The sequence below is a fragment of the Actinoplanes aureus genome (genome assembly GCF_015704865.1).
GTDB lineage: Bacteria > Actinomycetota > Actinomycetes > Mycobacteriales > Micromonosporaceae > Actinoplanes > Actinoplanes aureus.
Map to the genome: position 1 here is coordinate 1 of NZ_JADQTO010000015.1, position 23,887 is coordinate 23,887.

18 protein-coding genes and 2 pseudogenes are annotated in these 23,887 nt (G+C 71.6%); 10 read left to right on the forward strand and 10 right to left on the reverse strand.

The window, feature by feature from the left end:
* Positions 1-132, forward strand: a pseudogene (locus I4J89_RS28425) (IS481 family transposase); the annotation flags it as partial.
* On the opposite strand, the gene I4J89_RS28430 reads toward I4J89_RS28425, so the two are convergent.
* Together I4J89_RS28430 and I4J89_RS28435 are read right to left on the reverse strand one after the other, a co-directional pair.
* On the reverse strand, positions 129-1,901 hold the full coding sequence (locus tag I4J89_RS28430) for an ATP-binding cassette domain-containing protein (protein ID WP_196417174.1): 1,773 nt from the start codon (positions 1,899-1,901) through the stop codon (positions 129-131). The pseudogene I4J89_RS28425 and the gene I4J89_RS28430 overlap by 4 nt on opposite strands.
* Positions 1,898-3,622: an ATP-binding cassette domain-containing protein gene (locus tag I4J89_RS28435; RefSeq protein ID WP_196417175.1), complete on the reverse strand. Its 1,725-nt coding sequence runs from the start codon at positions 3,620-3,622 to the stop codon at positions 1,898-1,900. Before I4J89_RS28435 ends, I4J89_RS28430 begins: the two co-directional genes overlap by 4 nt.
* A gap of 225 nt (positions 3,623-3,847) precedes the next feature.
* Here I4J89_RS28435 and I4J89_RS28440 point away from each other — a divergent pair, with 225 nt between their 5' ends.
* On the forward strand, positions 3,848-4,408 hold the full coding sequence (locus I4J89_RS28440) for a serine hydrolase domain-containing protein (RefSeq protein WP_309238522.1): 561 nt from the start codon (positions 3,848-3,850) through the stop codon (positions 4,406-4,408).
* Here the strand turns inward: I4J89_RS28440 and I4J89_RS28445 are convergent.
* From I4J89_RS28445 to I4J89_RS28465, 5 genes are all read right to left on the reverse strand, one after another.
* Positions 4,331-5,179 (reverse strand): MerR family transcriptional regulator, encoded by an 849-nt coding sequence (locus I4J89_RS28445; RefSeq protein ID WP_196417176.1) that lies wholly within the window; start codon positions 5,177-5,179, stop codon positions 4,331-4,333. The two genes, I4J89_RS28440 and I4J89_RS28445, sit on opposite strands and share 78 nt — an antisense overlap.
* Positions 5,180-5,228: 49 nt before the next feature.
* Entirely contained in the window at positions 5,229-6,245 is a 1,017-nt protein-coding gene (locus tag I4J89_RS28450) for an AraC family transcriptional regulator (RefSeq protein WP_196417177.1), read from the reverse strand.
* Between the two features lie 57 nt (positions 6,246-6,302).
* Positions 6,303-7,325: a GGDEF domain-containing protein gene (locus I4J89_RS28455; protein WP_309238512.1), complete on the reverse strand. Its 1,023-nt coding sequence runs from the start codon at positions 7,323-7,325 to the stop codon at positions 6,303-6,305.
* Between the two features lie 57 nt (positions 7,326-7,382).
* Positions 7,383-9,542, reverse strand: coding sequence for a beta-glucosidase (locus I4J89_RS28460; RefSeq protein ID WP_230859762.1), 2,160 nt, complete (start codon positions 9,540-9,542; stop codon positions 7,383-7,385).
* Positions 9,543-9,660: 118 nt separating this feature from the next.
* Positions 9,661-9,861, reverse strand: a complete 201-nt coding sequence (locus I4J89_RS28465) for a hypothetical protein (protein WP_196417178.1) — start codon at positions 9,859-9,861, stop codon at positions 9,661-9,663.
* A gap of 237 nt (positions 9,862-10,098) precedes the next feature.
* On the opposite strand from I4J89_RS28465, the gene hppD reads away from it, so the two are divergent.
* The 4 genes from hppD to fahA are packed head-to-tail and all read left to right on the forward strand — an operon-like array spanning position 10,099 to position 14,501.
* Positions 10,099-11,304, forward strand: coding sequence for a 4-hydroxyphenylpyruvate dioxygenase (hppD, locus tag I4J89_RS28470; RefSeq protein ID WP_196417179.1), 1,206 nt, complete (start codon positions 10,099-10,101; stop codon positions 11,302-11,304).
* Positions 11,305-11,329: 25 nt separating this feature from the next.
* Positions 11,330-12,535 carry a homogentisate 1,2-dioxygenase gene (locus I4J89_RS28475; protein ID WP_196417180.1) on the forward strand — a complete coding sequence of 402 codons (1,206 nt, stop codon included), beginning with the start codon at positions 11,330-11,332 and terminating at the stop codon, positions 12,533-12,535.
* Positions 12,532-13,290, forward strand: a complete 759-nt coding sequence (locus I4J89_RS49920) for a hypothetical protein (protein WP_230859763.1) — start codon at positions 12,532-12,534, stop codon at positions 13,288-13,290. The genes I4J89_RS28475 and I4J89_RS49920 overlap by 4 nt, the downstream gene beginning before the upstream one ends.
* Positions 13,287-14,501: a fumarylacetoacetase gene (gene fahA, locus I4J89_RS28480; protein ID WP_230859764.1), complete on the forward strand. Its 1,215-nt coding sequence runs from the start codon at positions 13,287-13,289 to the stop codon at positions 14,499-14,501. Before I4J89_RS49920 ends, fahA begins: the two co-directional genes overlap by 4 nt.
* Here the strand turns inward: fahA and I4J89_RS28485 are convergent.
* On the reverse strand, positions 14,485-15,663 hold the full coding sequence (locus tag I4J89_RS28485; RefSeq protein WP_196417359.1) for an LCP family protein: 1,179 nt from the start codon (positions 15,661-15,663) through the stop codon (positions 14,485-14,487). The genes fahA and I4J89_RS28485 overlap by 17 nt on opposite strands.
* Before the next feature lie 290 nt (positions 15,664-15,953).
* Between I4J89_RS28485 and I4J89_RS28490 the strand changes: the two genes are divergently transcribed.
* A complete protein-coding gene (locus I4J89_RS28490) occupies positions 15,954-17,222 on the forward strand; it encodes a vanadium-dependent haloperoxidase (protein WP_196417182.1) in 1,269 nt (422 codons plus the stop codon).
* A gap of 587 nt (positions 17,223-17,809) precedes the next feature.
* Complete coding sequence (locus I4J89_RS28495; protein ID WP_196417183.1) at positions 17,810-19,096, forward strand: serine hydrolase domain-containing protein; 1,287 nt, start codon at positions 17,810-17,812, stop codon at positions 19,094-19,096.
* Between the two features lie 39 nt (positions 19,097-19,135).
* Here I4J89_RS28495 and I4J89_RS28500 read toward each other — a convergent pair whose 3' ends face one another.
* Complete coding sequence (locus tag I4J89_RS28500) at positions 19,136-21,436, reverse strand: rhamnogalacturonan lyase family protein (RefSeq protein WP_304519516.1); 2,301 nt, start codon at positions 21,434-21,436, stop codon at positions 19,136-19,138.
* A gap of 97 nt (positions 21,437-21,533) precedes the next feature.
* The gene (locus tag I4J89_RS28505; RefSeq protein ID WP_196417184.1) at positions 21,534-22,898 is read right to left on the reverse strand and encodes a methionine--tRNA ligase; all 1,365 of its coding nucleotides are present in this window, start codon (positions 22,896-22,898) and stop codon (positions 21,534-21,536) included.
* 176 nt (positions 22,899-23,074) lie between these two features.
* Here I4J89_RS28505 and I4J89_RS28510 point away from each other — a divergent pair, with 176 nt between their 5' ends.
* Positions 23,075-23,674, forward strand: a complete 600-nt coding sequence (locus I4J89_RS28510; protein WP_196417185.1) for a hypothetical protein — start codon at positions 23,075-23,077, stop codon at positions 23,672-23,674.
* A 41-nt stretch (positions 23,675-23,715) separates the two neighbouring features.
* Positions 23,716-23,865 (forward strand): annotated as a pseudogene (locus tag I4J89_RS52000) (alpha/beta fold hydrolase); the annotation flags it as partial.
* Positions 23,866-23,887 lie beyond the last annotated feature (22 nt).

Below are 23,887 nucleotides of genomic sequence, written 5' to 3' on the forward strand. Positions count from 1 at the left end.
ACCAGCAACCAGGACCGCGCCGACGCCCTACCCGGCTGGCTCCACACCTACAACTACCATCGAGCCCACACCGCGCTCGGAGGCCAGCCACCCATCAACCGCGTCAACAACGGTCCTGGTCACTACACCTAGCGGTAGGCGCGTTCCTGGAGGCGGTAGGCGTGGGCGTACGCCCCGTCGTTCGCCATCAGGTCGTCGTGGGTGCCCTGCTCGGTGATCCGCCCGTCGTGCAGCACGACGATCAGATCGGCCATCCGTACGGTCGTGTACCGGTGCGAGACCAGCACCGTGACCCCGCCGCCCGCGCGGGCGGATGCGGCCTCCTCGGCGAAGCGGCGGAACAGTTCGTGTTCGGCGAGCGGGTCGAGGGCGGCGCTCGGTTCGTCGAGCAGCACGCAGAGCGGGCGGCGGGCGCCGGTGACCGTACGCATCAGCGAGCGGGCCAGGGCGAGGCGCTGCCACTGGCCGAGCGAGGGTTCGACGCCGCCGAACGCCGCGCCCAGCCGCCGCTCGAGGTCGTCACCGAACGGCGCGCCGGCCAGGTCGACTGCCGCGGCGACGGCGGTCCGGTCACGGACGTGGGCGACCTGCCCGACGCCGACCGTCTCGCGTACCGGCAGGCGCAGCTGGGCGAAGTCCTGGAAGACGCCGGACAGCCGGGAGCGCCAGCCCGGGGCGGACAGGTCGGTGAGCGGCCGGCCGTCCACGGTGATCGTCCCGCCGGCCGGCTCGTAGAGGCCGATCAGCAGCTTGACCAGGGTGGACTTGCCGGCGCCGTTCTCGCCGACGAGCGCGACCGTGCCACCGGCCGGCAGGTGCAGGTTGATCCCGTGCAGCACGTCGTGATCGGCGGACGGATACCGGAACCGTACGTCGCGCAGCTCGATGCCGGTGGTGAGCCGGTCCGGCGGCGCCACGCCCGGGCGCTCGGCGGCCGCCCGGTAGTGGCGCAGCCACCAGTGGTGCGACACGGCCCGCCCGGCCTCGGCCGCCGTGCTCAGGCTGAACAGCATCTGGCGCAGCTGGCCGCCCAGCTGGGTGGCGAGCGAGACGACCAGGACGGCCTGGCCGGTGGTGGCGCGGCCCTCGCGGATCAGCCGGGCGACCACGAGCAGGGCCCCGGCGAACCCGGCCGCGTAGAGCAGCCATGCCAGCGCCTGCCAGGCCGCACCGCGCAGCCGGGCGCCGGTCTCGCGGCGGGCCGCCTGGTCCCACAGCGCCGCGGCATCCCGGCCGAGGGCGGCGGCGCCGTCGCCGAGCAGCACCTCCTTGGCGGGTTCCGGGGTCAGGCACAGCTCGTGCAGGCGGCGTTCGCGGCGCAGCGGTTCGGTGGCGCCGTCGCGGGCGGTGCGCAGCAGGGCGTCGGCACGGCGGCTCGCGGCGTACACGGCGAGCCCGAGAACGGCGAGCAGGCACAGCGCGGGGCTTACGGTGGCCAGCAGGCCGACGGTGACCGCCAGACCGGCGACGGCGACGACGGCGTCGAGAGTGGACCACGGCATTGCGGCGATCGCCTGGGAGTCGCGGAAGAGGCGGTCCCAGCGGTCGATGTACGGCCCGTGTTCCAGGTGGGTGAGCGTCGGGATGCCGGACACGTCGCGCTGGACACGCTCGTTGAACTGGCCGCGCACCCGGCTGACCAGGAAGATCAGCAGGTTGCCGCGGATCCGGCCGACACTCAGCGAGATGCCGTAGGCGAACGCGCCCAGCACCACGGCCGCGATCACCACCGGGGTACGCCCACCGGCTCCCCCGTCGACGAGCATGCCCTGCGACACACCGATCGCCGCGATCACGGCCGTCTGACCGACGATGATCACGGCGAGCAGGACGGCGGCGCGGCGGTCCGTGCGTACCGTCAGCCGGGTCACCTCGGCCAGCAACCGCCACCAGTCCCTCATCGCTCTCCCCCGTGAAACGCCGCCGCCTGGGTGGTGAAGAACCGGGCGTAGTCACCGCCATGAGCCAGCAGCTCCTCGTGCGTGCCGTCCTCGGCCACCCGGCCGTCGCGGAGCAGGATGATCCGGTGGGCCGCGCGGACCGTCCCGAGCCGGTGCGAGATCAGCACGGTCGTGGTGTCGCGGGCACCGGCGACGACCTGCTCGTGGAACGCGGCCTCGGCCCGCACGTCGAGGTTCGCGGTGGGTTCGTCGAGCACGAGCAGCCGCCGCCCGCGCCCGGCGGCGTACAGCGCGCGGGCCAGGGCGACGCGCTGCCACTGGCCGCCGGACAGGTCGGTGCCGTCCGTACCCTCCGGCCACAGCGACGCGCTCAGATCCTCGGGCAGCCCCGACGCCCCGGCCCGGGCGAGGGCCTCGCGGACCGCCGCGTCGTCGTGCGGCGGCGGGACGGCCGCGGTCACGTTGTCGCGCACGCTCGCCGGATAGCGGACGAAGTCCTGGAAGAGCACGGTCACCGGTGGCCGCCGGACGCGTGGCCCGGCGCCGTCGACGGTGATCGTCCCCGAGTCCGGGGCGTACAGGCCGGCGAGCAGCTTGACCAGCGTCGTCTTGCCGGCGCCGTTCTCGCCGACGACCGCGACGGTCTCGCCGGCGCGCAGGGTCAGGGTGAGCCCGTCGAGGATCGGCCGGTCGCCGCCGGGATAGGTGAACACGACATCGGTGAAGCGGACCTCGGGCGCGTGCCGGGCCGCCTTCGCGGGCGCCGGGCGGGAGGCCCGCGGGCTCATCGCGGCGAGCTCGTCGGCGGCGTCCAGGCCGCGCAGGCCGTACTCGATGTCGTAGGCCTCCATCCCCATCTGGCTGATGCTGAGCACCCCGACGCCGGCGAGCACGACGGTGATCAGCCCGCCCGGCTCGAGATCACCGCGCAGCACCGCGGCGGCCGGGAAGCCCAGGGCGGCGGCCGCCGCCAGCGTGACGACCGCGCCGATCCACCACTGCCGGCGCAGCACGCCCAGCAGCGAGCGCCAGACCGGGCCGTACGTGCGCACGGCCGCCGCCCGGAAGCGGCCGCCGAAGAAGTCGCTGAGCCCGAAGAGGCGTACGTCCTTGGCCGCGCCCATCACCGCCTGCGTGGACACGTAGTACTCGTAGCGCTGGCCGGCCGTGTCCGCGTCCAGCCGGTCGATGATCGCCATCCACTGGCGGCGCAGCACCGCCCGCACCCCCAGCGAGACGACCAGCAGAGCGAGCGCCAGCGGCGGCGAGAAGGTGGCCAGCAGCGTGGCGGCGGCCACCGCGGACACCATCCGGAAGACCAGCGTCACCTGCCCGGTCACGGCGTTGCCGGCCGACCGCTCCCGGGCCACGCCCATGCCGGGATCGACCGCGCGGGCCGCCCGGTCCTGGAAGGCCGCGCTCTCCAGCACGTCGAGACCGGGCAGGCCGGCCGCGACCGACCGCACCCGCGCGCGGATCACACCGTCGACGCGGCGTGCGGTGTAGGTCTGGACGGCCTCGAGCAGCAGCCAGCCCACCTGGCCGGCCAGGAGCAGCGCGACCACCAGCGTCACCGGCCCGAGCGGCGGCTGTCCGGCGGTGAGCGTGGAGACCAGGACACCCACGGCGTACGCCATGGCGGTCGGCACGATCGCCTGAAGAAGCTGGAGCAGGACCAGAGCCGTGGCCAGGCCGAGCCCGGCGGCCGGAAGCAGGCGCAAAAGGCGCAGGCGATCTCGGAACACAACACCCCCGTCATGTGAACCGTCATCGATCCTTCCACAAGATCGAGCCTGCTCTATCGTCGGGACCCATGGTGCGAATCGAGATCCTGGTTCGGCAGGGAGCGGACGTCGTCGTGGACGACACCACATCGCGGCGGTATCAGCTCGCCTCGGTGAGCAAGCAGTTCACCGCAGCTGCTGGAGACCTTCCGCGCCTTGCCGGTGCTGCATCCGCCGGGCGGCGGCTGGCACTACAGCAGCCCGGGGTACGTGCTGCTGGCCCACGTCGTCGAAAAGGCGGGCGGCACGCCGTACCGTGAGTTTCTCTCCGATCGGATCTTCGGCCCGCTGGGGTTGACCTCGACCTTCGCCGGCATGCCGGGCGGCGAGGCGGACGTCGCGAGCGGTCACGACGCCGCCGGGCAGCCGCTGCTCAGCTGGGAGCTGGACGTGACCGGGATGGGCGCGGGTGACGTCTGGTCGACGGCCGGGGACATGCTGACCTGGGTGGACGCCGTCCAGACCGGCCGGTTGCTGGGCGAGCCGTACCGGTCACTGATGCTGACCGGCCACGCGCGCACCGGAGGCGGCCGCGATGCGAGCGAGTACGGCTACGGCGTCTTCATGGGCGAGATCAACGGCCGGCGGTGGTGGCATCACAGCGGCCACAACGCGGGCTTCAAGGCGTTCACCGGCTGCATCCCGTCAGTGGACCGCCGGATCGTCCTGCTGAGCAACACCGAGGCGGTCGACACCAGCGCCCTCGACCACCTCTTCGGGTAGGAGGGGCGCGCTGGTCAGGACACCGTCCTCGTGGATCTCCTGACGCAGGTGGGCGATGTTGACCACGGTTCCGGCGTTGAGCAGGCGAAGGATGGCGGTGCAGTACTTGGCCATCGTGTTGCGGCCCGGCATGAAGATCGACAGCTCGTCGCGTGCGTCCAGCTCCTCCACCAGCAGCCCGGGCGGCAGCGCCTCGGTGCTTCCGGCGACGGGCACCTTGACGATCCAGGAGGGGCCGTCGCCGTGGAGGGCACGCCGGTCCAGGGTCCGCCACGGCCGGCCCAGCCGCGTGAGGCCGGCCTCGTCCACCTGCTTGCTCAGCTCGGTGGCGGCCGCCTCGAGCAAGGTCTCGGCCTCGTCCCACTCCCGCATGTCACGTCCGAGCGGAGTGCCGTGCACCGGCTTGGCCACCACGGTCATCGCCGGCAGTTGCCGGCTTCGCGGTTGCGGCCGGGCGTCGAACACCGCCCGGGCGGCCAGGATCGCCTCGTCCTGCGCTTCCCGCTGCCGCTGTACGTCGTCGTGGTGCCGGTCGAGCAGAGCGGGCGCCCGGTCCGGCTCGTCGAGGGCCCGCCGGACGAGCTTCACGCTCATCCCGGTGTCCCGCAGCAGGGTGATCAGCATGGCCTGCTCCACCTGCTCGAACGCGTACGACCGGTGCCCGGTCCGCTCGTCGACCTCGGCCGGCACGAGCAGGCCCTCGGCGTGGTAGTAGCGCAGGGCCTGCGGCGACAGGTGGCACATCTCGCTGAACTCGCTGATCGACAACATGCCACCAGATTGCCTCCTCCAGTAACAGGAAGGGCAAGCCGCCGCCCGCTCAGACCCTGCGGTCGCGGGCCGCGCCGCGCAGGGCTGACGGACTGGTTCCCCACCAGCGGCGGGCGCAGCGACTCAGGACCGCCTGTTCGGCGAAGCCCAGCAGATGGCTGACCTGCGCGAGCGGCATGTCGGTCGTGGTCAGGTAGGTGCGGGCGCGGGATCGGCGCAGGCCGTCCAGGATCTCGGCGAACGACTGGCCCTCGTCGGCTAGTTCGCGCTGAAGGGTGCGGGGGTGCACGGCCAGGACGCGGGCCACGCCGGCGAGGTCGGTCGGGCCGGTGCCCAGGGCCTGGGCGAGCACCGCGCGGACCCGGGAGGCGACGACCGTGCCGGGGCCGGGTGCCTGCCGGGAGAGGAAGGCCAGGGCCAGGCCGCGCAGGTTCGCGTCCACGCCTTCGAGCGGCCGGCCCAGCAGGGTCGCGGGCACCCGCAACTGCGCGTCCGGCCGCCCGAAGCGGACCGCCGCGCCGAACGCGTCCGCGTACCGCCGGTGCGGGGCCGCGGGCTCGTGCGGCAGGTCCACCGAGCGCAGCCCGTACCCGCCGCCGGTCAGGAACGTCACCGCCCGGTGGAGAAACAGCATCGTCATGTCGGTCGCCTGCGGCAGCGGGCGCACGCCCGCGCCGAACACGTACCGGACCGCCTTCACGCCGGCGACGTCTTCCGGGTCGTCCAGCAGCGCGATGTGCATGTCCCGGGCGTGCACGAACATGTAGCGCGAGGTGCATTCGAGGGCGTCGCCGACCGACGGCGAGTGCTGGATGGCCACCGCGAGCGGGCCCAGCAGGCTCAGGTCTTGCGCGGAAGCCACCCGCAGGCCGAGGTCGGGGCAGCGCAGTGCGACCGCGGCGATCTCCAGCACGGCCGCCAGCGCGGTGTCGGAGATGAGCAGGTCGTCGGTGTCCAGGGCGTCGGTGGGCAGGCCGGCCTGCCGGGCGAAGAGCACCGGGTCGCCGCCGAGTTCCTCGACGGTCTCCCGGAACTTCTGCAGACCAGCCGAGCGGACGAGCGACACCGTCGCAGACTCACAGCCCTGTCGCGCGGAGTCAAATTCCGGTGCGGCACATGCTGATCAGGCGGCGCGGCGGCCGACCGGTTTGGCCTGCTTGGCCGCGTACATGGCCTCGTCGGCGGTGGCCAGCAGTTGCTGGGCGTCCATCGACACGCCGCCGGCGACGCCGACACTGCCGCGCACCGGGGTGCCGTCGGCGGCCCGCAGTTCGCCCAGCCGCTGTTCCAGCTGCTCGGCGAGGGAGCGGGCGGCCGCCAGGTCGGTGTCCGACAGCAGCAGGACGAACTCGTCGCCGGCAAGGCGGCACGGCAGGTCGGCGTACCCCGGCCGGGTGTGAGCGCGCAGCGTCGCGCCCACCTGGACCAGAACGTCGTCGCCGGCGGCGTGGCCCAGCCGGTCGTTGATCTGCTTGAAGCCGTCCAGGTCGAGGAAGAGCACGGCGACCGATTCCGGCTTCGCGCAGTGCTCTCGCAGGGCGGCGGTGAAGACGGCCCGGTTGGGCAGGCCGGTGAGCGGGTCGTGGTCGGCGAGCCGGCGCAGGCGACCCTGGAGGCGTTGCATCAGCTGGGTGCGCCAGGCGAGGACCTCACCGACGGTGAGGTAGATCGGGAGCGCGTAGCTGATCGAGGCGAGGTCGGCCGCCGACCGGCCGTCGGCCCACAGCGGGCCGAGGTACGCGGCCAGCAGGAACGGGCTCATCCGGAGGCTGGTGCCGCGCGGCTCACACAGGCCGAGCCAGATGAATACCAGGAAGAAGAACATCCCGTACCGGAAGGCGTCCTGGCCGGCGGCCATGTTGTGCAGGGCGATCAGGGCCATCGCCGCGGGAGCGACCGCGAGCCGCAGCAGGCCGGGGATCCGCGCCCAGGGCAGCACCATCGCCACCAGCCCCCAGCCGAGCGCGGCCACGGCGATCAGCGACACCAGTCCGGGCTGGAAGCCGGTCGGGGTGGGCAGCAGGATGGTGATGAAGGTGTAGAACCCGGCCAGGGTGAACAGCAAGCCCATCGTGAAGCCGCTGACGACGGCGGGGTTGTCAGCGCGGGCACTGGCCAGGACGCGGTGTGCGAACCTTCGGATCACCCCGCTGTCATCGGCCCCGGCGGACGGCGGTTGAGCGTTTCGGGCCGATGGCCGGGGTCAGCGGACCCGGAAGGTGTCGCTCAAGGTGGTCTGCGACGATCCGCCGACGTGCACCCGGTAGGTGCCGGGGGCGGTCCTCCACTCCCCCGCCCAGTATTCGAGCAGGTGCAGGTCCTTCAAGTCGGCGCGGCTGAGCCTGATCTCGACGGTGCGGTGCCGGCCGGCCGCGAGGGTGACCCGGGACCAGCCGACCAGGCGCTTCGCCGGTTCACCGGTCGCGGCCGGCAGGGTCACGTAGGCCTGGGCGACCTCGGTGCCCGTACGCCGCCCGGTGTTGGTGATCTGGAACCGGATGCGCAGGTCGCCGTGCCCGTCGCCGGTGACGCGCACGTCGCGGTAGCGGAAGCTGGTGTAGGACAGGCCGTGGCCGAAGGCGAAGAGCGGGTCGATGTCCTCGGCCTCGTACCAGCGGTAGCCGACCTTGAGGCCCTCGTCGTATTCGACCTGGCGGATCGTCTCGCCCTCGGCGCGCACTCCCGGGTAGCGCGCCGGGTCGCCGGCGGTCGGCGTGTCCGCGAGCGAGCGGGGGAAGGTCATCGGCAGCTTCCCGGACGGGTTGGCGTCACCGAACAGCAGGGCGGCGATCGCCGGTCCCATCTGCTCGCCGCCGTACCAGGTCTCCAGGACGGCCGGGACCGAGGCGAGCCAGGGCATCTCCACGGCGCTGCCGGTCTGGAGGACCACGACGGTACGCGGATTCGCCGCCGCCACGGCGGCGATCAGCGCGTCGCCGTTGCCCTGCAGCCGCAGGTCGGTGAGGTCGTTGAACTCGCCCGTCCGCTGGTAGCCGAAGATCACCGCCACGTCGGCGTTCGAGGCGGCCGCGGCGGCCGCCGCCGGGTCACTGCCGTTGTCGAAGGTCACCGTGGCCCCGGCCCGCGCCGCCCGGGTGCGGATGGCCTCCTCCGGCGCGACGAGGTCCTCGCACTGCAGCGTCTGCGGGTTGCCGAACCGCCAGGGCAGGCTGCACACCGAGCCGGCGCTGATCCCGTTGGTCGGCGTGGCGGACGCGGTCGGGCCGATGACGGCGATGGTGTCGCCGGACTCCGGCCGCAGTGGCAGCATCCGGTCGTTCTTCAGCAGCACCGAGCCCTGCTCGGCGACCTGCCGGGCGACCGCCTTGTGCGCGGCGGTGGAGGCGTCCGCCACCGGCGTGGCCGGCAGCGGATGGTCGAAGAGGCCGCCACGGATGTACGAGCGGACCACCCGGAACGCGGCCGCGTCGATCTGCCGCTGGGTGATCTGCCCGGCGGCGAGAGCGGCGTCGAGCCGGGCCGGGGTGAACCAGACCGGCCGGTTGAGCTCCTGGTCGAGCCCGTTGACCAGGCTGGGCGCGGTGGAGTGCACCGAGCCGAAGTCGGACATGACGTAGCCGTCGAAGCCGATGTCGTCCTTCAGGACCTCGTTCAGGCGCGGGTTCTCGCAGGCGTAGACCCCGTTGATCTGGTTGTACGAGCACATCACGCTCTCCGGCCGTCCCCGGTCGATCGCGATCTCGAACGGCAGGTCGTAGAGCTGGCGCAGGGTGCGCTCGTCGGCGTTCGACGAGCTGGTCTGCCGGTCGAACTCCTGCTCGTTGGCGACGTAGTGCTTGAGCGTGGCGAGCACCCGGTCGCCGGATTGGATGCCCCTCGTGCCGGCCGCCGCGATCAGCCCGGTGAGTAGCGGGTCCTCACCGAGGTATTCGGGGGTGCGGCCGGAGAGCGGGGTACGCCCACTGGCCAGGCCGGGCGCGAGCAGCACGTTCTTGCCCTTGTCGAACGCCTCGGTGCCCTGGGCGGCGCCCTTGGCGTAGGCGAGCCGCTCGTTCCAGGTGGCGGCGGTGGCGATGGTCGCCGGGAAGGCGGTGACGCCGGGGGTGAACCGTACGCCGTCGGGGCCGTCGGAGTAGACCACGGTCGGGGTGCACGGCACCTGCACCGGATAGACGACGTCGCCGGGCCAGGTGGTCTGCCGCGGGCTGTTGGCCGGCTGTTCCACCAGCCACCGGTACTTCTGGTGCCGGCTGCTGGCGGCGAGCAGCGCCTGGGCGCGCTTCTCCGGCGACTTACCGGCGTCCATCCACGGCACGGCCGAGCAGTCGTCCGCGGCGGCGCGGGCCGGCATCGCGGGGGCGATCAGCAGGGGTATCAGCAGGGTCGGGAGCATTCTGCGCATCGGCGGACTCCTTGACGGCCGGCAATGCGCTCATCCTTGCCCGCAGTGATGGTCACCGATAGGACGTCCTGAACGAGAACTAGCACAGAACACACCTGGCCGGGGCCGGCGGCAGCGCTCAGAGATCCGCTTCCCCGACCGGCCAGGACAGCTCGTCCGCCGCCGGGACCGGCGTCCCGAGATCCTCGGGGACCACGTAGATCACCGAGCCGCGCCCACGCTCCGGCTCGCACGCGAGGTTCGCTCCGCCGACCGCGACCCCGGCCGCGACAGCGGCGCCGGCCGCCAGCAGCCCGATCACCGTGGCGATGCGCATCATCGACTCCCCTCGCTGATGCCTAAGTCAAGCACGAATGCCGCCGGACCGGGGAAACCCGTCAGGCACCCGCCAAACTAGCCAACCGGATCAACCTTTGAGCAATCTGCTCAGCGAATGCCGGTCAGGCGTGGTGACTTTGAGCAAACTGCCCGCTCAGAACTGTGCTTGTTGTGCAGCTCACGGCGCTTCACCAAGCTTGGGACATCAGCCGGCCCCGCTGAAGGAGGCTCCAGCACCATGTCCGTCCATGACACCCTCACCAACGAAGAGCGCCTCGCCGAACTCGACCTCGGTACGCTCAAGCAGCTCGTCGGACTCGTCGAGTACGACTCGGCCGGCGACCCGTTCCCGGTCACCGGGTGGGACGCGATCGTCTGGGCCGTCGGCAACGCCACGCAGACCGCGCACTTCTTCCAGTCGGCGTTCGGCATGGAGCTGGTCGCCTACTCGGGTCCGGAGACCGGCAACCGCGACCACATGTCCTTCGTGCTCAAGAGCGGCGCGATCCGGTTCGTGATCCAGGGCGGTGTGCACCCGGACAGCCCGGTCATCGCGCACCACGCCCGGCACGGCGACGGCGTCACCGACATCGCGCTACAGGTGCCGGACGTCGACAAGTGCATCGAGCACGCCCGGGCGCAGGGCGCCACCATCCTCGAGGAGCCGCACGACCTCTCCGACGAGTACGGCACGGTCCGGATCGCGGCGATCGCCACCTACGGTGAGACCCGCCACACGTTGATCAACCGGGAGCACTACACCGGGCCGTACCTGCCCGGCTACGTCGCGCGGACCTCGACCTTCCGCAAGCGCGAGGGCGCACCGAAGCGGATCTTCCAGGCGCTCGACCACATCGTCGGCAACGTCGAGCTCGGCAACATGGACGAGTGGGTCGACTTCTACAACCGGGTCATGGGCTTCACCAACATGGCCGAGTTCATCGGTGACGACATCGCGACCGACTACTCGGCGCTGATGTCGAAGGTGGTGGCCTCCGGCAACCACCGGGTGAAGTTCCCGCTCAACGAGCCGGCCCTGGGCAAGAAGAAGTCGCAGATCGACGAGTACCTGGAGTTCTACCGCGGCCCGGGCGCCCAGCACCTGGCCCTCGCCACGAACGACATCTTGCGTACCGTCGACGTGCTCCGTGAGGAGGGCGTCGAGTTCCTGGCCACGCCGGACTCCTACTACGAGGACCCGGAGCTGCGGGCCCGGATCGGCAACGTCCGGGTGCCGATCGAGGAGCTGCAGAAGCGCGGCATCCTGGTCGACCGCGACGAGGACGGCTACCTCCTGCAGATCTTCACCAAGCCGACCGGTGACCGGCCTACCGTGTTCTTCGAGCTCATCGAACGGCACGGCTCGCTCGGCTTCGGCAAGGGCAACTTCAAGGCGCTGTTCGAGGCGATCGAGCGCGAGCAGGAGAAGCGCGGCAACTTCTGAGGGACAGGGAGGGAGGAGTTCTTTCATGGCGCACTACCAGCGGGCCGGGAGCATCCCGCCCAAGCGGCACACCCAGCATCGCGATCCCGGCGGCAACCTCTACTACGAGGAGCTGATGGGTGAGGAGGGCTTCTCCTCGGACTCCTCCCTGCTCTATCACCGGCACGTCCCATCGGCGGTGGTCGGCGCGCGCACATGGCAGCTGCCGGACCAGGCGACCACGGCCAACCAGCCGCTGCTGCCCCGGCATCTGAAGCTGCACGACCTGTTCCTGGGCGAGGAGTGGAAGTCCTGCGACGCGGTCCGCGACCGGCGGCTCGTGCTCGGCAACGCCGACGTACGGATCAACTACGTCGTCTGCGGCACCGCGTCCCCGCTCTACCGCAACGCGACCGGCGACGAGTGCGTCTACGTGGAGGCCGGGGCCGGCACCGTGGAGACCGTCTTCGGCGACCTGGACGTGGCGACGGGCGACTACGTGATCATCCCGCGGGCCACCACGCACCGCTGGGTGCCCACCGGCCACGAGCCGCTGCGGCTGTACGCCATCGAGGCCAACAGCCACATCGCCCCGCCGAAGCGCTACCTCTCCCGGTACGGCCAGTTCCTGGAGCACTCGCCGTACTGCGAGCGCGACCTGCGGCTGCCGACCGCACCGCGACAGGTCGACGAGGAGAACGTGGAGATCTACCTCAAGCACCGCGGCGACGGGCCGGCCGGGCTCGCCGGCAGCGTGCACGTCACCCCGCACCACCCGTTCGACGTGGTCGGCTGGGACGGCTGCCTGTACCCGTACGCGTTCAACATCGCCGACTTCGAACCGATCACCGGGCGCATCCACCAGCCGCCGCCGGTGCACCAGGTCTTCGAGGGCAACAACTTCGTGATCTGCAACTTCGTACCCCGCAAGGTCGACTACCACCCCCTTGCCGTGCCGGTCCCCTACTACCACTCGAACGTCGACAGCGACGAGGTCATGTTCTACGTCGGCGGCGACTACGAGGCCCGCAAGGGCTCCGGCATCAACGTCGGCTCGATCTCGCTGCACCCCGGCGGCTACCCGCACGGCCCGCAGCCCAGCGCCATCGAGGCCAGCCTCGGCGCCGAGCGCTTCGACGAGACCGCCGTCATGGTCGACACGTTCCGGCCGCTCGGCCTGGGCGAGGCCGGCAGCATCAGCGACGACGGCAAGTACGCCTGGACCTGGGCCGGCCGAGGACCGGCCTCGTGAACCCGCTGTTCCTGCGCCTGTTCGACGACGCGGCGATCTTCCCGCCCGGCAACCTACCGATGCCGGAGGCCGTGGCCGCGCACCGCGAGCGCCAGAAGACGCCTCTCGAACCGATGCTCGGCCCGTTCGTCTGCTCCCTCGCGCGCTGGGACGAGCTGGTCGCGGCGGCCGCCGGTGGGCGACCGCTGGCGGTGTCGCTCGTCGCGCCGGGGCACGACCTCCCCGCGGCGCCGGAGATCGACATCGTCGCCGTCGAGATGGTGGGTGCGACGGAGGCGGGAGCGGTCACCACGTACGCCGAATGGCCGTGCCGGGAGATCACCGCGACGCGCGTCGCGGCCCTGCGCGACGCCGGCCTGCGTCTCAAGATCAGGACCGGCGGGGTACGCGCGGACGCGTTCCCGTCCGAGCCGGAGCTGGCCGGCGCTCTCTGGGCGGCGGTGCGCGGCGGCATCGCGTTCAAGCTCACGGCCGGCCTGCACGACCCGATCCGGCACCGCGACCCGGTCACCGGGTTCGAGCACCACGGCTACCTGAACGTCATCCTGGCCACCGCTCAGGCCCTCCAGGGCTACGACATCGAGCGGGCCCTGGCGGACCAGGACGGCGAACGCGTCGCGGCGGCGGTCGCCGGGATCGACGAGGTCATGGCCAAGGCGGTCCGGCACCATTTCGTCAGCTTCGGCACGTGCAGCGTCAGCGAGCCGGTCGACGGCCTGCTGCATTACGGACTTCTCTCGGAGGACCTGTCTTGACCTGGCTCGACGTCCCGGCCGACCACCCCTTCGGCGTCGCCACCCTGCCGTACGGGGTGTTCGGCACACCGGCCGACCCGCACCCCCGGGTCGGAGTCGCCATCGGTGACTGGATCATCGACCTGCCGGCGGCCGTCCGGCGGCTGGCCCCGCAGCTGGCCGCCGCGGTGGCCGGACCGTCGCTCGACGCGCTGCTGGCCGCCGGACCGCACGCCTGGTCCGAGGTACGCGCTCAGGTGACCACCTGGCTCACCGACGAGGTCTACCGGGACCTGCTCGCCGGTGACCTGGTGCCGGCCCGGGACGCGGTGCTGCACCTGCCGTTCACGGTCGCCGACTACGTCGACTTCTACGCCTCCGAGAACCACGCCACCAACCTGGGCCGCATGTTCCGGCCCGGGCAGGACCCGCTCACGCCGAACTGGAAGCACCTGCCGATCGGCTACCACGGCCGGGCCGGCACCGTCGTGGTCTCCGGCACCGACGTGGTGCGCCCGTCCGGCCAGCGGCGGAGCCCGGACGGCGAGATCAGCTTCGGGCCGTCCCAGCGCCTCGACATCGAAGCCGAACTTGGCTTCGTCGTCGGCACCCCATCGACGCTGGGCCGGCCCGTCGACCTGGCCGCGTTCGGCGAGCACGTCTTCGGGGTGTGCCTGGTCAACGACTGGTCCGCCCGCGACATCCAGGCCTGGGAGTACGTGCCGCTCGGCCCGTTCCTCGGCAAGTCGTTCGCCACGTCGATCTCACCGTGGGTGGTGCCGATGGCGGCCCTGGACCACGCCCGGGTGACCCCGCCCGCCCGGACCGTGCCGCTGCTGCCCTACCTGGACGACGCCCAGAGCCCGCCGTGGGGTCTCGACGTGCACCTGGAGGTACGGCTCAACGGCCACGTCGTGTCCCGGCCGGAGTTCGCCGGCATGTACTGGACCGGCGCTCAGATGCTGGCCCACCTGACCGCCAACGGCGCCTCGCTGCGCACCGGCGACCTGTACGCCTCCGGCACGATCAGCGGCGAGCGACCGGACCAGCGCGGCTCGCTCATCGAGCTCTGCTGGGGCGGCGAGGACCCGATCAAGCTGCCGGACGGCTCCACGCGCACGTTCCTGGAGGACGGCGACGAGGTGGTGATCACCGCGACCGCGCCCGGCCCGTCCGGCACCGTGATCGGCCTCGGCGAGCTGCGCGGGCGGGTCGTCAGTCCTCCTTGTTGACGAACGTGGGGTGGTCGAGCAGGAACTCGCCCACGTCGTCCTTCCGTACCGCCTCGAAGAAACCCTCGACCGACTCGTCGAACTGCTCGCCCTTGTAGTCGTCGCCGGTACCGAGGCCGCCGCCGGGCAGGTCGATCGTCACCATGTCGTCGACGTTGAGATCCCTCAGCTCGAGGGCCCAGTCGAGGATGCTGTGCTCGCCGCCGGCGAAGGTGAGCGACTTGCCGGCCGCGTTCATCACCTTGCGCAGCTTGCCGGGGTCGGTCGCGATGTCCTTGCTCATCGCCTGCTTCGCGATCGCCTTGATGAGCTGCTGCTGGTGCCGCTGGCGGTCGTAGTCGGTGCGGGGCAGGCCGTAGCGCTGCCGGGCGTAGTCGAGCGCCTCCCAGGGCTGCAGATGCACCGGCTTGCTGCTCTTCTTGTACTGCTTCTGCGGGCCGGTGTAGGGCCGCGAGCACCGATGGTGCCCCTGGCACCCCGGCTTGCGGTCGCGCCCGGTGCCGTCCGGCTTGAGGTGTTCGGACACCACGTCCTGGTCGATGACCATGTCGACGCCGCCCATCGCCTCGAGGATCTGCTTGAAGCCGCCGAAGTTGATGATCGCGCCGGCGTCGAACTTCTTGATCCCGGTACGGTTGCTGACCGTCTTGGAGAGCAGCTGGAAGCCCGACGCGACATCCGGCTTGTCCTTGCCGATCTTGCTACCGAGCGCCATCGCCGCATTGATCTTGGCGTGGTGCGTCCGGACGTTCGCCTTCGGGAACTCCGGGATCTCCACGTACAGGTCCCGGGGCATCGAGAACAGGTAGGCGCGGCTGCGGTCCGACGGGACGTGCGCCACGATGATCGAGTCGGAGAGCGGGGCCGTCTTGTCGTCGCGCGGGTCGATGCCGACCAGCAGGATGTTGAGCGCGCCCTTCTCCAGGTTGGTCTTCGGGGCGGCCTCGGCGGCCTGCCCCTCCAGGAGGCTGTTGTCGGTGACCGAGCCCGCGTACTTGGCGATCAGCGCCTGACCGGTGACGGCGGTGCCACCACTGGCCACCAGGACGACGCACCCGCCGGCCAGGCAGAGCCGTGCCCACAACGGTGCGCGACGCTTCGCGGTTCCTGCCACCCGATCTCCCCCGTCACCGGTCCGACCAACGACCCAGCATGATCGCATCACCAAGCAAACGCCACGACAACAGGCGGACATCACATTGAGTTAGTCCGTTTCGGTGTGATTGATGAAGTAGCCGCCGGCCGCGGTCATCATCTGTCGTCCATCCTATGAGGACGCCCGTACGGCCGCCGAACGACGGTGGATGTCCGATTGCGCCGCTAGCGACACACATCGAGATTTGTCAATCACACAGCGCATATCCGTCACAGCGTTGCCCGGTGCGCGCGGACGGGCGGAGGCTGAAGCCGCTTTGTGTGCAGACCGGCACCGATCACACCACGGGGGTTCCGATGGCACATCGTGTCCACCGCATAGTCCGACACCTCGCGACGCTCACCCTGGCCCTGCCGCTGGCGCTGGTTCCGGCCACCGCCCAGGCCGCGCCCGCCACCACACCCAACGCCGTCATCACCTGGAACATCCACGCCCAGACCGCCATCTACGAGACCGCCCGGCAGTCGCCCACGGCGGGCCTGCGCAGCTTCGCCATGGTGCAGGGTGCCGTGTACGACGCGGTCAACGCGATCGCCGGCACTCCGTACGAGCCGTACCTGGTCGCTCCGCGCTCCCGGCCACGTGACTCGGTTCCGGCTGCCGTCGCGGCCGCGGCGTACCGCGTACTCCTCTCGCTCTTCCCGGCCCAGGCACCGGCGCTGACCGCGCAGTACGACGCGGCCCTCGCCGCGATCCCGGACGGCGGCGCGGAACGCGGCGGTGTCGCGGTCGGCGAAGCCACCGCCGCCGCCATGATCGAGTCCCGCCGCGACGACGGCGCCTTCTCCGACGCGACCTGGCCGGTCGGCGACCAGCCCGGCCAGTGGCGGCCAACCCCGCCCGCGTTCCTGCAGGTCGGGGCCTGGTACGCCACCCTGAAGCCGTTCGTGGTCCGTGACGCCGGCCGGTACCGTGTCCCGGCACCGCCCGCCCTCACCAGTGCCGCCTGGGCGCGCGAGCTGAACGAGGTCAAGTCGCTCGGCTCGGCGACCAGCACGACCCGCACCGCCGACCAGACCGAGGCAGCGATCTGGTGGGACGACCCGCGCATGGTCGAGTGGGAGATCAAACGCAATCTGGCGACCGGCCACCGCCTGAGCACGCTGCAGACGGCACGCCTGTTCGCGATGGTCGAGGTGGCCACCGCCGACGCGCTGATCGCCTGCTACAGCGAGAAGAAGCGCTGGGCGTTCTGGCGGCCGGTGACCGCCGTCCCGCTCGCCGACACCGACGGCAACCCGGCCACCTCGGCGGATCCGTCCTGGACACCGCTGCGGACCACCGCGCCGTCGGCGGAGTACCCGTCCGGGCACAGCTGCTACACCGCGTCGATCATGACCGTGCTGCGGGAGTTTTTCGGCCGCGACAACGTCGCCTTCCACGCCTACAGCACCGAAGCCGACGCCACCCGGCACTACACCAGCTTCGCCGCGGCCACGACCGAGCTGGCCGAGGCGCGGATCTGGGCCGGCGTGCACTACCGCTTCGCGACCGTACACGGCATCGACATCGGCAAGGCGGTGGCACGCGACGTGCTGCGCAAGGAGTTCGGGCGCCGCCAGTAAAAAACACCTCTTATCGGTACGCGTTCCGGCAGCGCCCGCCGCATCGGGACCGTCACCACCCGTCCGACGCGACCATCTGCCCGCTCCGGCTCCTAGCGCGACCGCCGGGCCCGGGCAGATGGGCACGCGGGCCGGCGAAGCGGCCACTCGCGATCTACCGGGCCGGTTGCGGCGGCCGCTGAATACGGACCAGAGAGCTTCCTAGCTACCCGAGCTTCCGTAGTCAGGGTCTTGGCCCAACCTCAATGCTGTCTCAACGGCCACCAGACAGCACCCACGTTGGGCCGACAAGACCAAGCGGCGTCCCAGGCGTGCCGTTTTCCGGCGGCCGCACCGGCAGGCAAGCGTGCCGTTTCCCGGCGGTCGCGCTGGGGCCCTGCGCGGCGGCCTGATCGCGCTGGGAGAGCGGAGACGGGTCGATCCCGCGGGACGGCCGATTACGCGTACCCCGAAAGAGCGTGACCGGTGAGAATCCCCGCACCGATGAGTTCTTGGCGTGGCGATGGTCTGCATCGGTGTGAGCGACCTCGCTGATCGGCGTGGACGCTCGCCGTGCGATAGCCGGAGCGAGATCGGAGGAAAGTGACATGGACAGGCGAACACTCTTGGCCGGTGCGGGCGCGGTCGGTGTGTCGGCGTTGACCCCCGGTGGTCCGGCCGGGGCGTCGGCGGGCGGCGACCCGGCCTGGCGCGCCGGGCTTGACGACCTGCACGACGCGATGGCGGCCCGGGTGGCCCGGGGCGAGCTCGTCGGCATCGTCTACCTGGTGGCCCACCGCGGGCGGGTCCACGTCGACACCATCGGGACGTTGTCGCTGAACGGCGACGAGCCGATGCGCCGCGGTACGCCGTTCCGGATCGCCTCGATGACCAAACCGGTCATCGCGGCGGCCACGATGATGCTGGTCGAGGACGGCCGGCTGGCGCTGGACGCGCCGGTCGAGCGGTGGCTGCCGGAGCTGGCCGGCCGCCGGGTGCTCACCCGGATCGACGGGCCGCTCGACCAGACGGTTCCGGCCGAGCGCCCGATCACGGTCGAGGACCTGCTGACCTTCCGGCTGGGCCACGGGATCATCTTCGATCCCAGCTTCCAGCCGCCGTACCCGATCATCACCGCGGCCGACGAGCTCCAGCTGGTGATGGCGCAGCCGGACCCGCGTTCGCCGCTGCACCCGGACGAGTGGATCCGGAGGTTCGGCACGCTGCCGCTGATGGATCAGCCCGGTCAGCGCTGGCGGTACAACACCGGCTCGCTGGTGCTCGGTGTGCTGATCGCGCGGGCCGCGGGCCGGCCGCTGCCGGACTTCCTCGAGGAGCGGGTCTTCCGGCCGCTGGGCATGCGGCACACCGGATTCTCGCTCACCCGCGGCGAGGCCTCCCCGCTGCCGGGCCTGTACGCGGCGAACCCCGAGACCGGACAGCTGGAACCGCAGCCCGGCTCGGCACCGGACGAGTGGACCCGGCCGCCCGCCTTCCCGTCCGGCGCCGCCGGGCTGGCCTCGACCGTCGACGACTACCTGCGGTTCAGCCGGTTCCTGATGCGCCGGGGAGTGCATCGCGGCCGGCGCCTGCTGTCGGCCCGGTCGGTGCGGCTGATGACGACCAACCACCTGACTCCGGAGCAGATCGCCGACGCCGGCCCGTTCCCGCTCGCCGGGCTGGGCTGGGGATACGGCATGGCGGTCAGCGTCACGCCGGACCAGGTGTCCGGGCCCGGCCGCTACGGGTGGGACGGTGGGTACGGCACCACCTGGTTCAACGATCCGCACCGGGACCTGACCGCGATCGCGTTGACCCAGACGGTCGACTTCCTGTTCAACGGCGCCTCCGCCGAGTTCCAGCGGCTGGCCGCGGCGGCGGCCGGCCCCCGGTAACCGTGCGGGGGCCCGGCACCGGGCCGGGCCCCCGCACGATCAGCGCACGTAGATGGTCGGCTGCGGCGGGGTGCTCATGCCGTTGCCGAGGAAGAAGCTCGGGTGCGGCGGCTGGTTGTAGGCGGTGTTCTGCCAGGCCACCGCCACCCGGTACTGCGAGTCGTGCATCAGCGTGGTGATCCGGCGGTCGGTGACCGTCGGAGTGCTGTAGATGCGCAGCGCCGACGAGTCGGACAGCCGCCAGACGATCTCCTCACGCCAGTCACCGAACAGGTCACCGGAGACCGCCGGCGTCTGCTTGGTGCTGTTGTTGGAGGCCACGCCGGAGCCGGTCAGCAGCCGGGTGTCGCCGCTCGTGCCGTACTTGTCGACCCGGGTGGCGTCGACCAGCTCGCGGACCGGGTCGGCGTCCCACCAGGCGAGGAAGTTCGTCGAGGACGGCTTGCGGCCGATGTTCTGCCCGGCGGTGTTGGACAGGCCGTCGACCGACGAGGACCAGGCCTCGGCTCCGGCGCTGCCGGCGTAGACGTCACCGGCGAGGGCCCGGCCGTTGTCGCAGCCACAGGAGGCGTGCGACCAGATGATCGCGCCGCTCCTGGCGTCCAGCATCGCGTCGGTGCGCTGGGTGGTGCTCTCCGACGGCCGGTAGACCTCCAGGCCGGCGCGGGACGGGATGAAGTCGCCGACGTGCAGGGCGTCGCCGTGGCCGAGGCCGCTGCGCCACAGCAGCTTGCCGTCGTCGTTGATCGCCGCGGCGCCGTACATGATCTCGTCCTTGCCGTCGCCGTCCGCGTCGGCGACGGACAGCTGGTGGTTGCCCTGGCCGTACGCCCCGGTGTTGGTGTTGCCGGAGTCATAGACCCAGCGGCTGGTCAGCGTGCCGTTGCGGAAGTCCCAGGCGGCGACGACGGCACGGGTGTAGTAGCCACGGGCCATGATCAGGCTGGGCCGCTGCCCGTCCAGGTAGGCGGTGCCGGCCAGGAACCGGTCCACCCGGTTGCCGTAGCTGTCGCCCCACGCAGAGACCGTCCCGCGGGCCGGCGTGTAGTTCACCGTCGACATCGCGGCGCCGGTCTGCCCGTTGAACATGGTCAGGTACTCCGGACCGGACAGGACATAGCCGGACGAGTTGCGATGGTCGGCGCTCGCCGAGCCGATCACCACGCCGGTGCCGGACCGCGTGCCGTCGGCGGTCTTCATGGCCACCTCGGCCTTGCCGTCGCCGTCGTAGTCGTACACCTGGAACTGGGTGTAGTGCGCGCCGGCCCGGATGTTGCGGCCCAGGTCGATGCGCCACAGCCGGGTGCCGTCGAGCCGGTACGCGTCGACGAACACGTTCCCGGTGTACCCGGACTGCGAGTTGTCCTTGGCGTTAGACGGATCCCACTTCACGACGATCTCGTAGTCGCCGTCACCGTCCAGGTCACCGACCGAGGCGTCGTTGGCCGAGTAGGTGTAGTCGCTCCCGGCCGGCGGCACCTGGAGCCGCACGTCCAGGTACCCGTTGGCGAACGACAGCGAGGCCGGTGAGGCGGCCTGCTCCACGCCGCCGACCACCGCCCGGACCGTGTACGACGCGTTCGCCGCGGCACCGGCGTCCAGGTAGTTCGTCGAGTTGGTGATCGGCGTCGAGTTCAGCTTCGTCCCGGACCGGTACACGTTGAACCCGGTGTTCGTGGCCTCGGTGCCGAGCAGCCGCCAGGAGACCAGGTTCGCGCTGCCGGACCGTACGCTGATCAGCCCGCGATCGAGGTCCTCCATCTGCCGACCGTTCTCAGAGGGCGGCCCCGACACCTGGGTGAAGGACCACTGCATGCGCGCCACATCCGCGCAGGTCTCCTGCACGATCGGGTTGTTGCCGGCGGTCGAGCCGTCCCGGTTGCTGACGCACAGTCCGGTGGCGACGCTCTTGACCAGGTGCTTACCGGCGGCGGACGACGCGCTGAAGGTCCACAGCTGGTTGGTCTTCAGGCCGTCGCCGCAGCCGTACTGCTGCAACTGGGTGCCGGAGACCGTGGACCCGCTGGGCACGTCGACACACCGGCCGCTGTTGCCGTTGGACAGGTTGAACTGGCCGGACGCCCGCGCCACGGCCGTCCACTGCTGGGCGGTGGCGGCGCTGTCGCAGGCGACCTGGACCAGCAGGGCCGAGTTCGCGGTGGACGCGCCGGCCACGTCGACGCACTTGCCGCTCGCCGCCGAGGCCAGCGTGTAGACGCCGCCGGCGGCCGGGGCCACGCCGGCGGACGCGGGCAGCATCGAGATCGCGACCATGGCGGCGGGCACGGTCACGACGACCGCGCCCGCGGCGATCACCCCGCGCCTCATCTTCTTGGGCATGGTGCTCCTTCCGGAGGGGGATGGTGGCTTCCGGCCGGGGAATGCCGGAGGTCCGCCGCAGTAGATGCCGCCACTCGGGCCCGACAACAGAAATCCGTCAGGGAAGGCGCGGAAACACCGGGCCCGGCTCGCCGGCCGTGACCCGAGCGGCTCCGGAGGGAAGGAACGGGGTCAGCTCGTGGGCGAGCAGGCGACAGGTGGCCACGAGCCTGCCGAGGACCAGGTCCGGATCGGCGAGCTCCCAGGGCCGCTCGCGTTCGATGAAACGGTTGGCCTCGGTGACGACGCGGGTGATCTCGCCGGTGGCGGCCCGGAAGTCGAATGCCGCCAGCGCACGGTCGATCCGGTCCGGCAGGTCTCCGCCGAGCGGTTCACCGGGTTGAGCCACCGCGCGGCGGCGGACCAGGGCGGCCGTACGGTTCACCAGATTGCCGATCCCGTTGGCCAGGTCCTGGTGGTAGCGGGCCCGGAGGCGCTCCTCGGTGAAGTCGGTGTCACCGGCCCGGGCCACCTCGCTCAGCAGCCACCAGCGCAGCGCGTCGTCGCCGTACCGCGCGACCAGCTCGTAGGGGTCGACGGCGGTACCGGCGCTCTTGGAGATCTTCGCGCCGTCCACGGTCAGGTAGTCGTGCACGAAGATCGCGGTGGGCAGTGGCAGGCCCGCGGAGAGCAGCAGCGCCGTCCAGTAGACGGCGTGGAAGCGCACGATGCCCTTGCCGATGACGTGGACACGCTCGGTCGCGTCCCGCCACGCCCGCGAGTCGGCGGTGACGTAATTGGCGAGGGCGTCCCACCAGACGTAGACGACCTGCTCCGGGTCACCGGGCACCGGGATGCCCCAGCCGCCCGCGCGCGCCGCCGGCCGGGAGACGCTGATGTCGGCCAGCCCGGACCGGACGAACGACAGCACCTCGTTGCGGCGGGCCGGCGGCTCGATCCGGATCCGCCCCTCGTCGAGGGCGGAGAGCACGTCGCCGGCGTACCGGGAGAGCCGGAAGAACCAGTTGGTCTCGGTGATCCGCTCCGGGACGGTGCCGTGCTCCGGGCACCGGTCCGCGGTGTCGGAGAACTGCTCACAGCCGGCGCAGTAGAAGCCGCTGTAACCCCGCCGGTAGAAGTCGCCGCGGGCGGCACTGCGCCGCCACAGGTCGGCCACGCCCTGCCGGTGGCGCGGGTCGCTGCTGGTCCGGATGAAATCGTCGAACGACAGGCTGAGCGCCGCGCCGAGGCCGGCGAACCGGTCGGCGTTCGCCGCGACGAAGGAGGCCACCTCGGCGCCGGCCGCGGCGGCCGCGGTCACGTTCTTGAGGGCGTTCTCGTCGGTACCGGTCAGGAACCGCACCGGGTCACCGCGCAGGCGCCGGTGCCGGGCGAGCACGTCCGCCTGCACCAGCTCCAGCGCGTGGCCCAGGTGTGGTGCCGCGTTGACGTACGGAATGGCGGTGGTGACGTAGAAGGTCATGACGATCTCCGATCCGCCCCGGCAGCAGCCCCTGATGCCAGGGGCTGGTGGTCAGCGGATTTCAGCGCATGCCGGCAGGCCCCGAGAGGGGGCGCATCATCCGGGCGGCGCGCTGCGACATGCCGCGATGATGTCATCCCCGGGGGACGAGGCGCACCCGGAAAAAGTCCGGTGCGATGGGGTCGATGTGGATGGCGTGGTTCTTCGCCCTCGGGTCGGCGTGTTTCCTCGTCGGCCCCATCCCCGCGTACGCCGACCTGGTGGGACCCACCGCCGACGCGGTCACCTTCTTCGTCGGGTCGATCCTGTTCACCGCCGGTGGAGCGCTCCAGACGTTCGGCGCCGCGGCCGGCGGGCGGGCGGCCTGGTGGGCGGCGCTGATCCAGTCGGCGGGCACGCTGTTCTTCAACGCCACCACGTTCCGGGCACTCCAGGTCGCCCTGTCCAACCCGGACTACGACCGGCTCGTCTGGCGGCCGGACGCGTTCGGCTCGATCTGCTTCCTGGTCTCCGGGGTCATCGCGTACCTGGCCTCGGCCCGCCACGGCCTGCTGCCGGCCCGCGACGGACCCGGCTGGTGGCAGCCGGCGGTCAACCTGCTCGGCTGCGTCTTCTTCGGCGTCTCGGCCCTCGGTGCCTACGTGCTGCCCAGCACCGGGTCGATGGCCGACGTTGCCGTCGCCAACGTGAACACCTGCCTGGGTGCGGCCTGCTTCCTCGCCTGCGCCCTGCCCGGCCTGCGCCCGCGCCGGGCGGTGCCCGCCGCCGGCGACTGATCGCCTGTCACACTCCGGCACCGCGGTCTCGTCCTTCTGGCATGACCGCACTCACCTACACCAGGGCCGGCAACGGCCCGCCGCTGGTGCTCCTGCACGGCCTCGGCTCCTCGCGCGCGGCCTGGCGGCCGGTGCTCGACCGCCTCGCCGCGACCCACACCGTGTACGCGGTGGACCTGCCCGGCTTCGGCGACTCCCCCGGCCTCGGCGGCG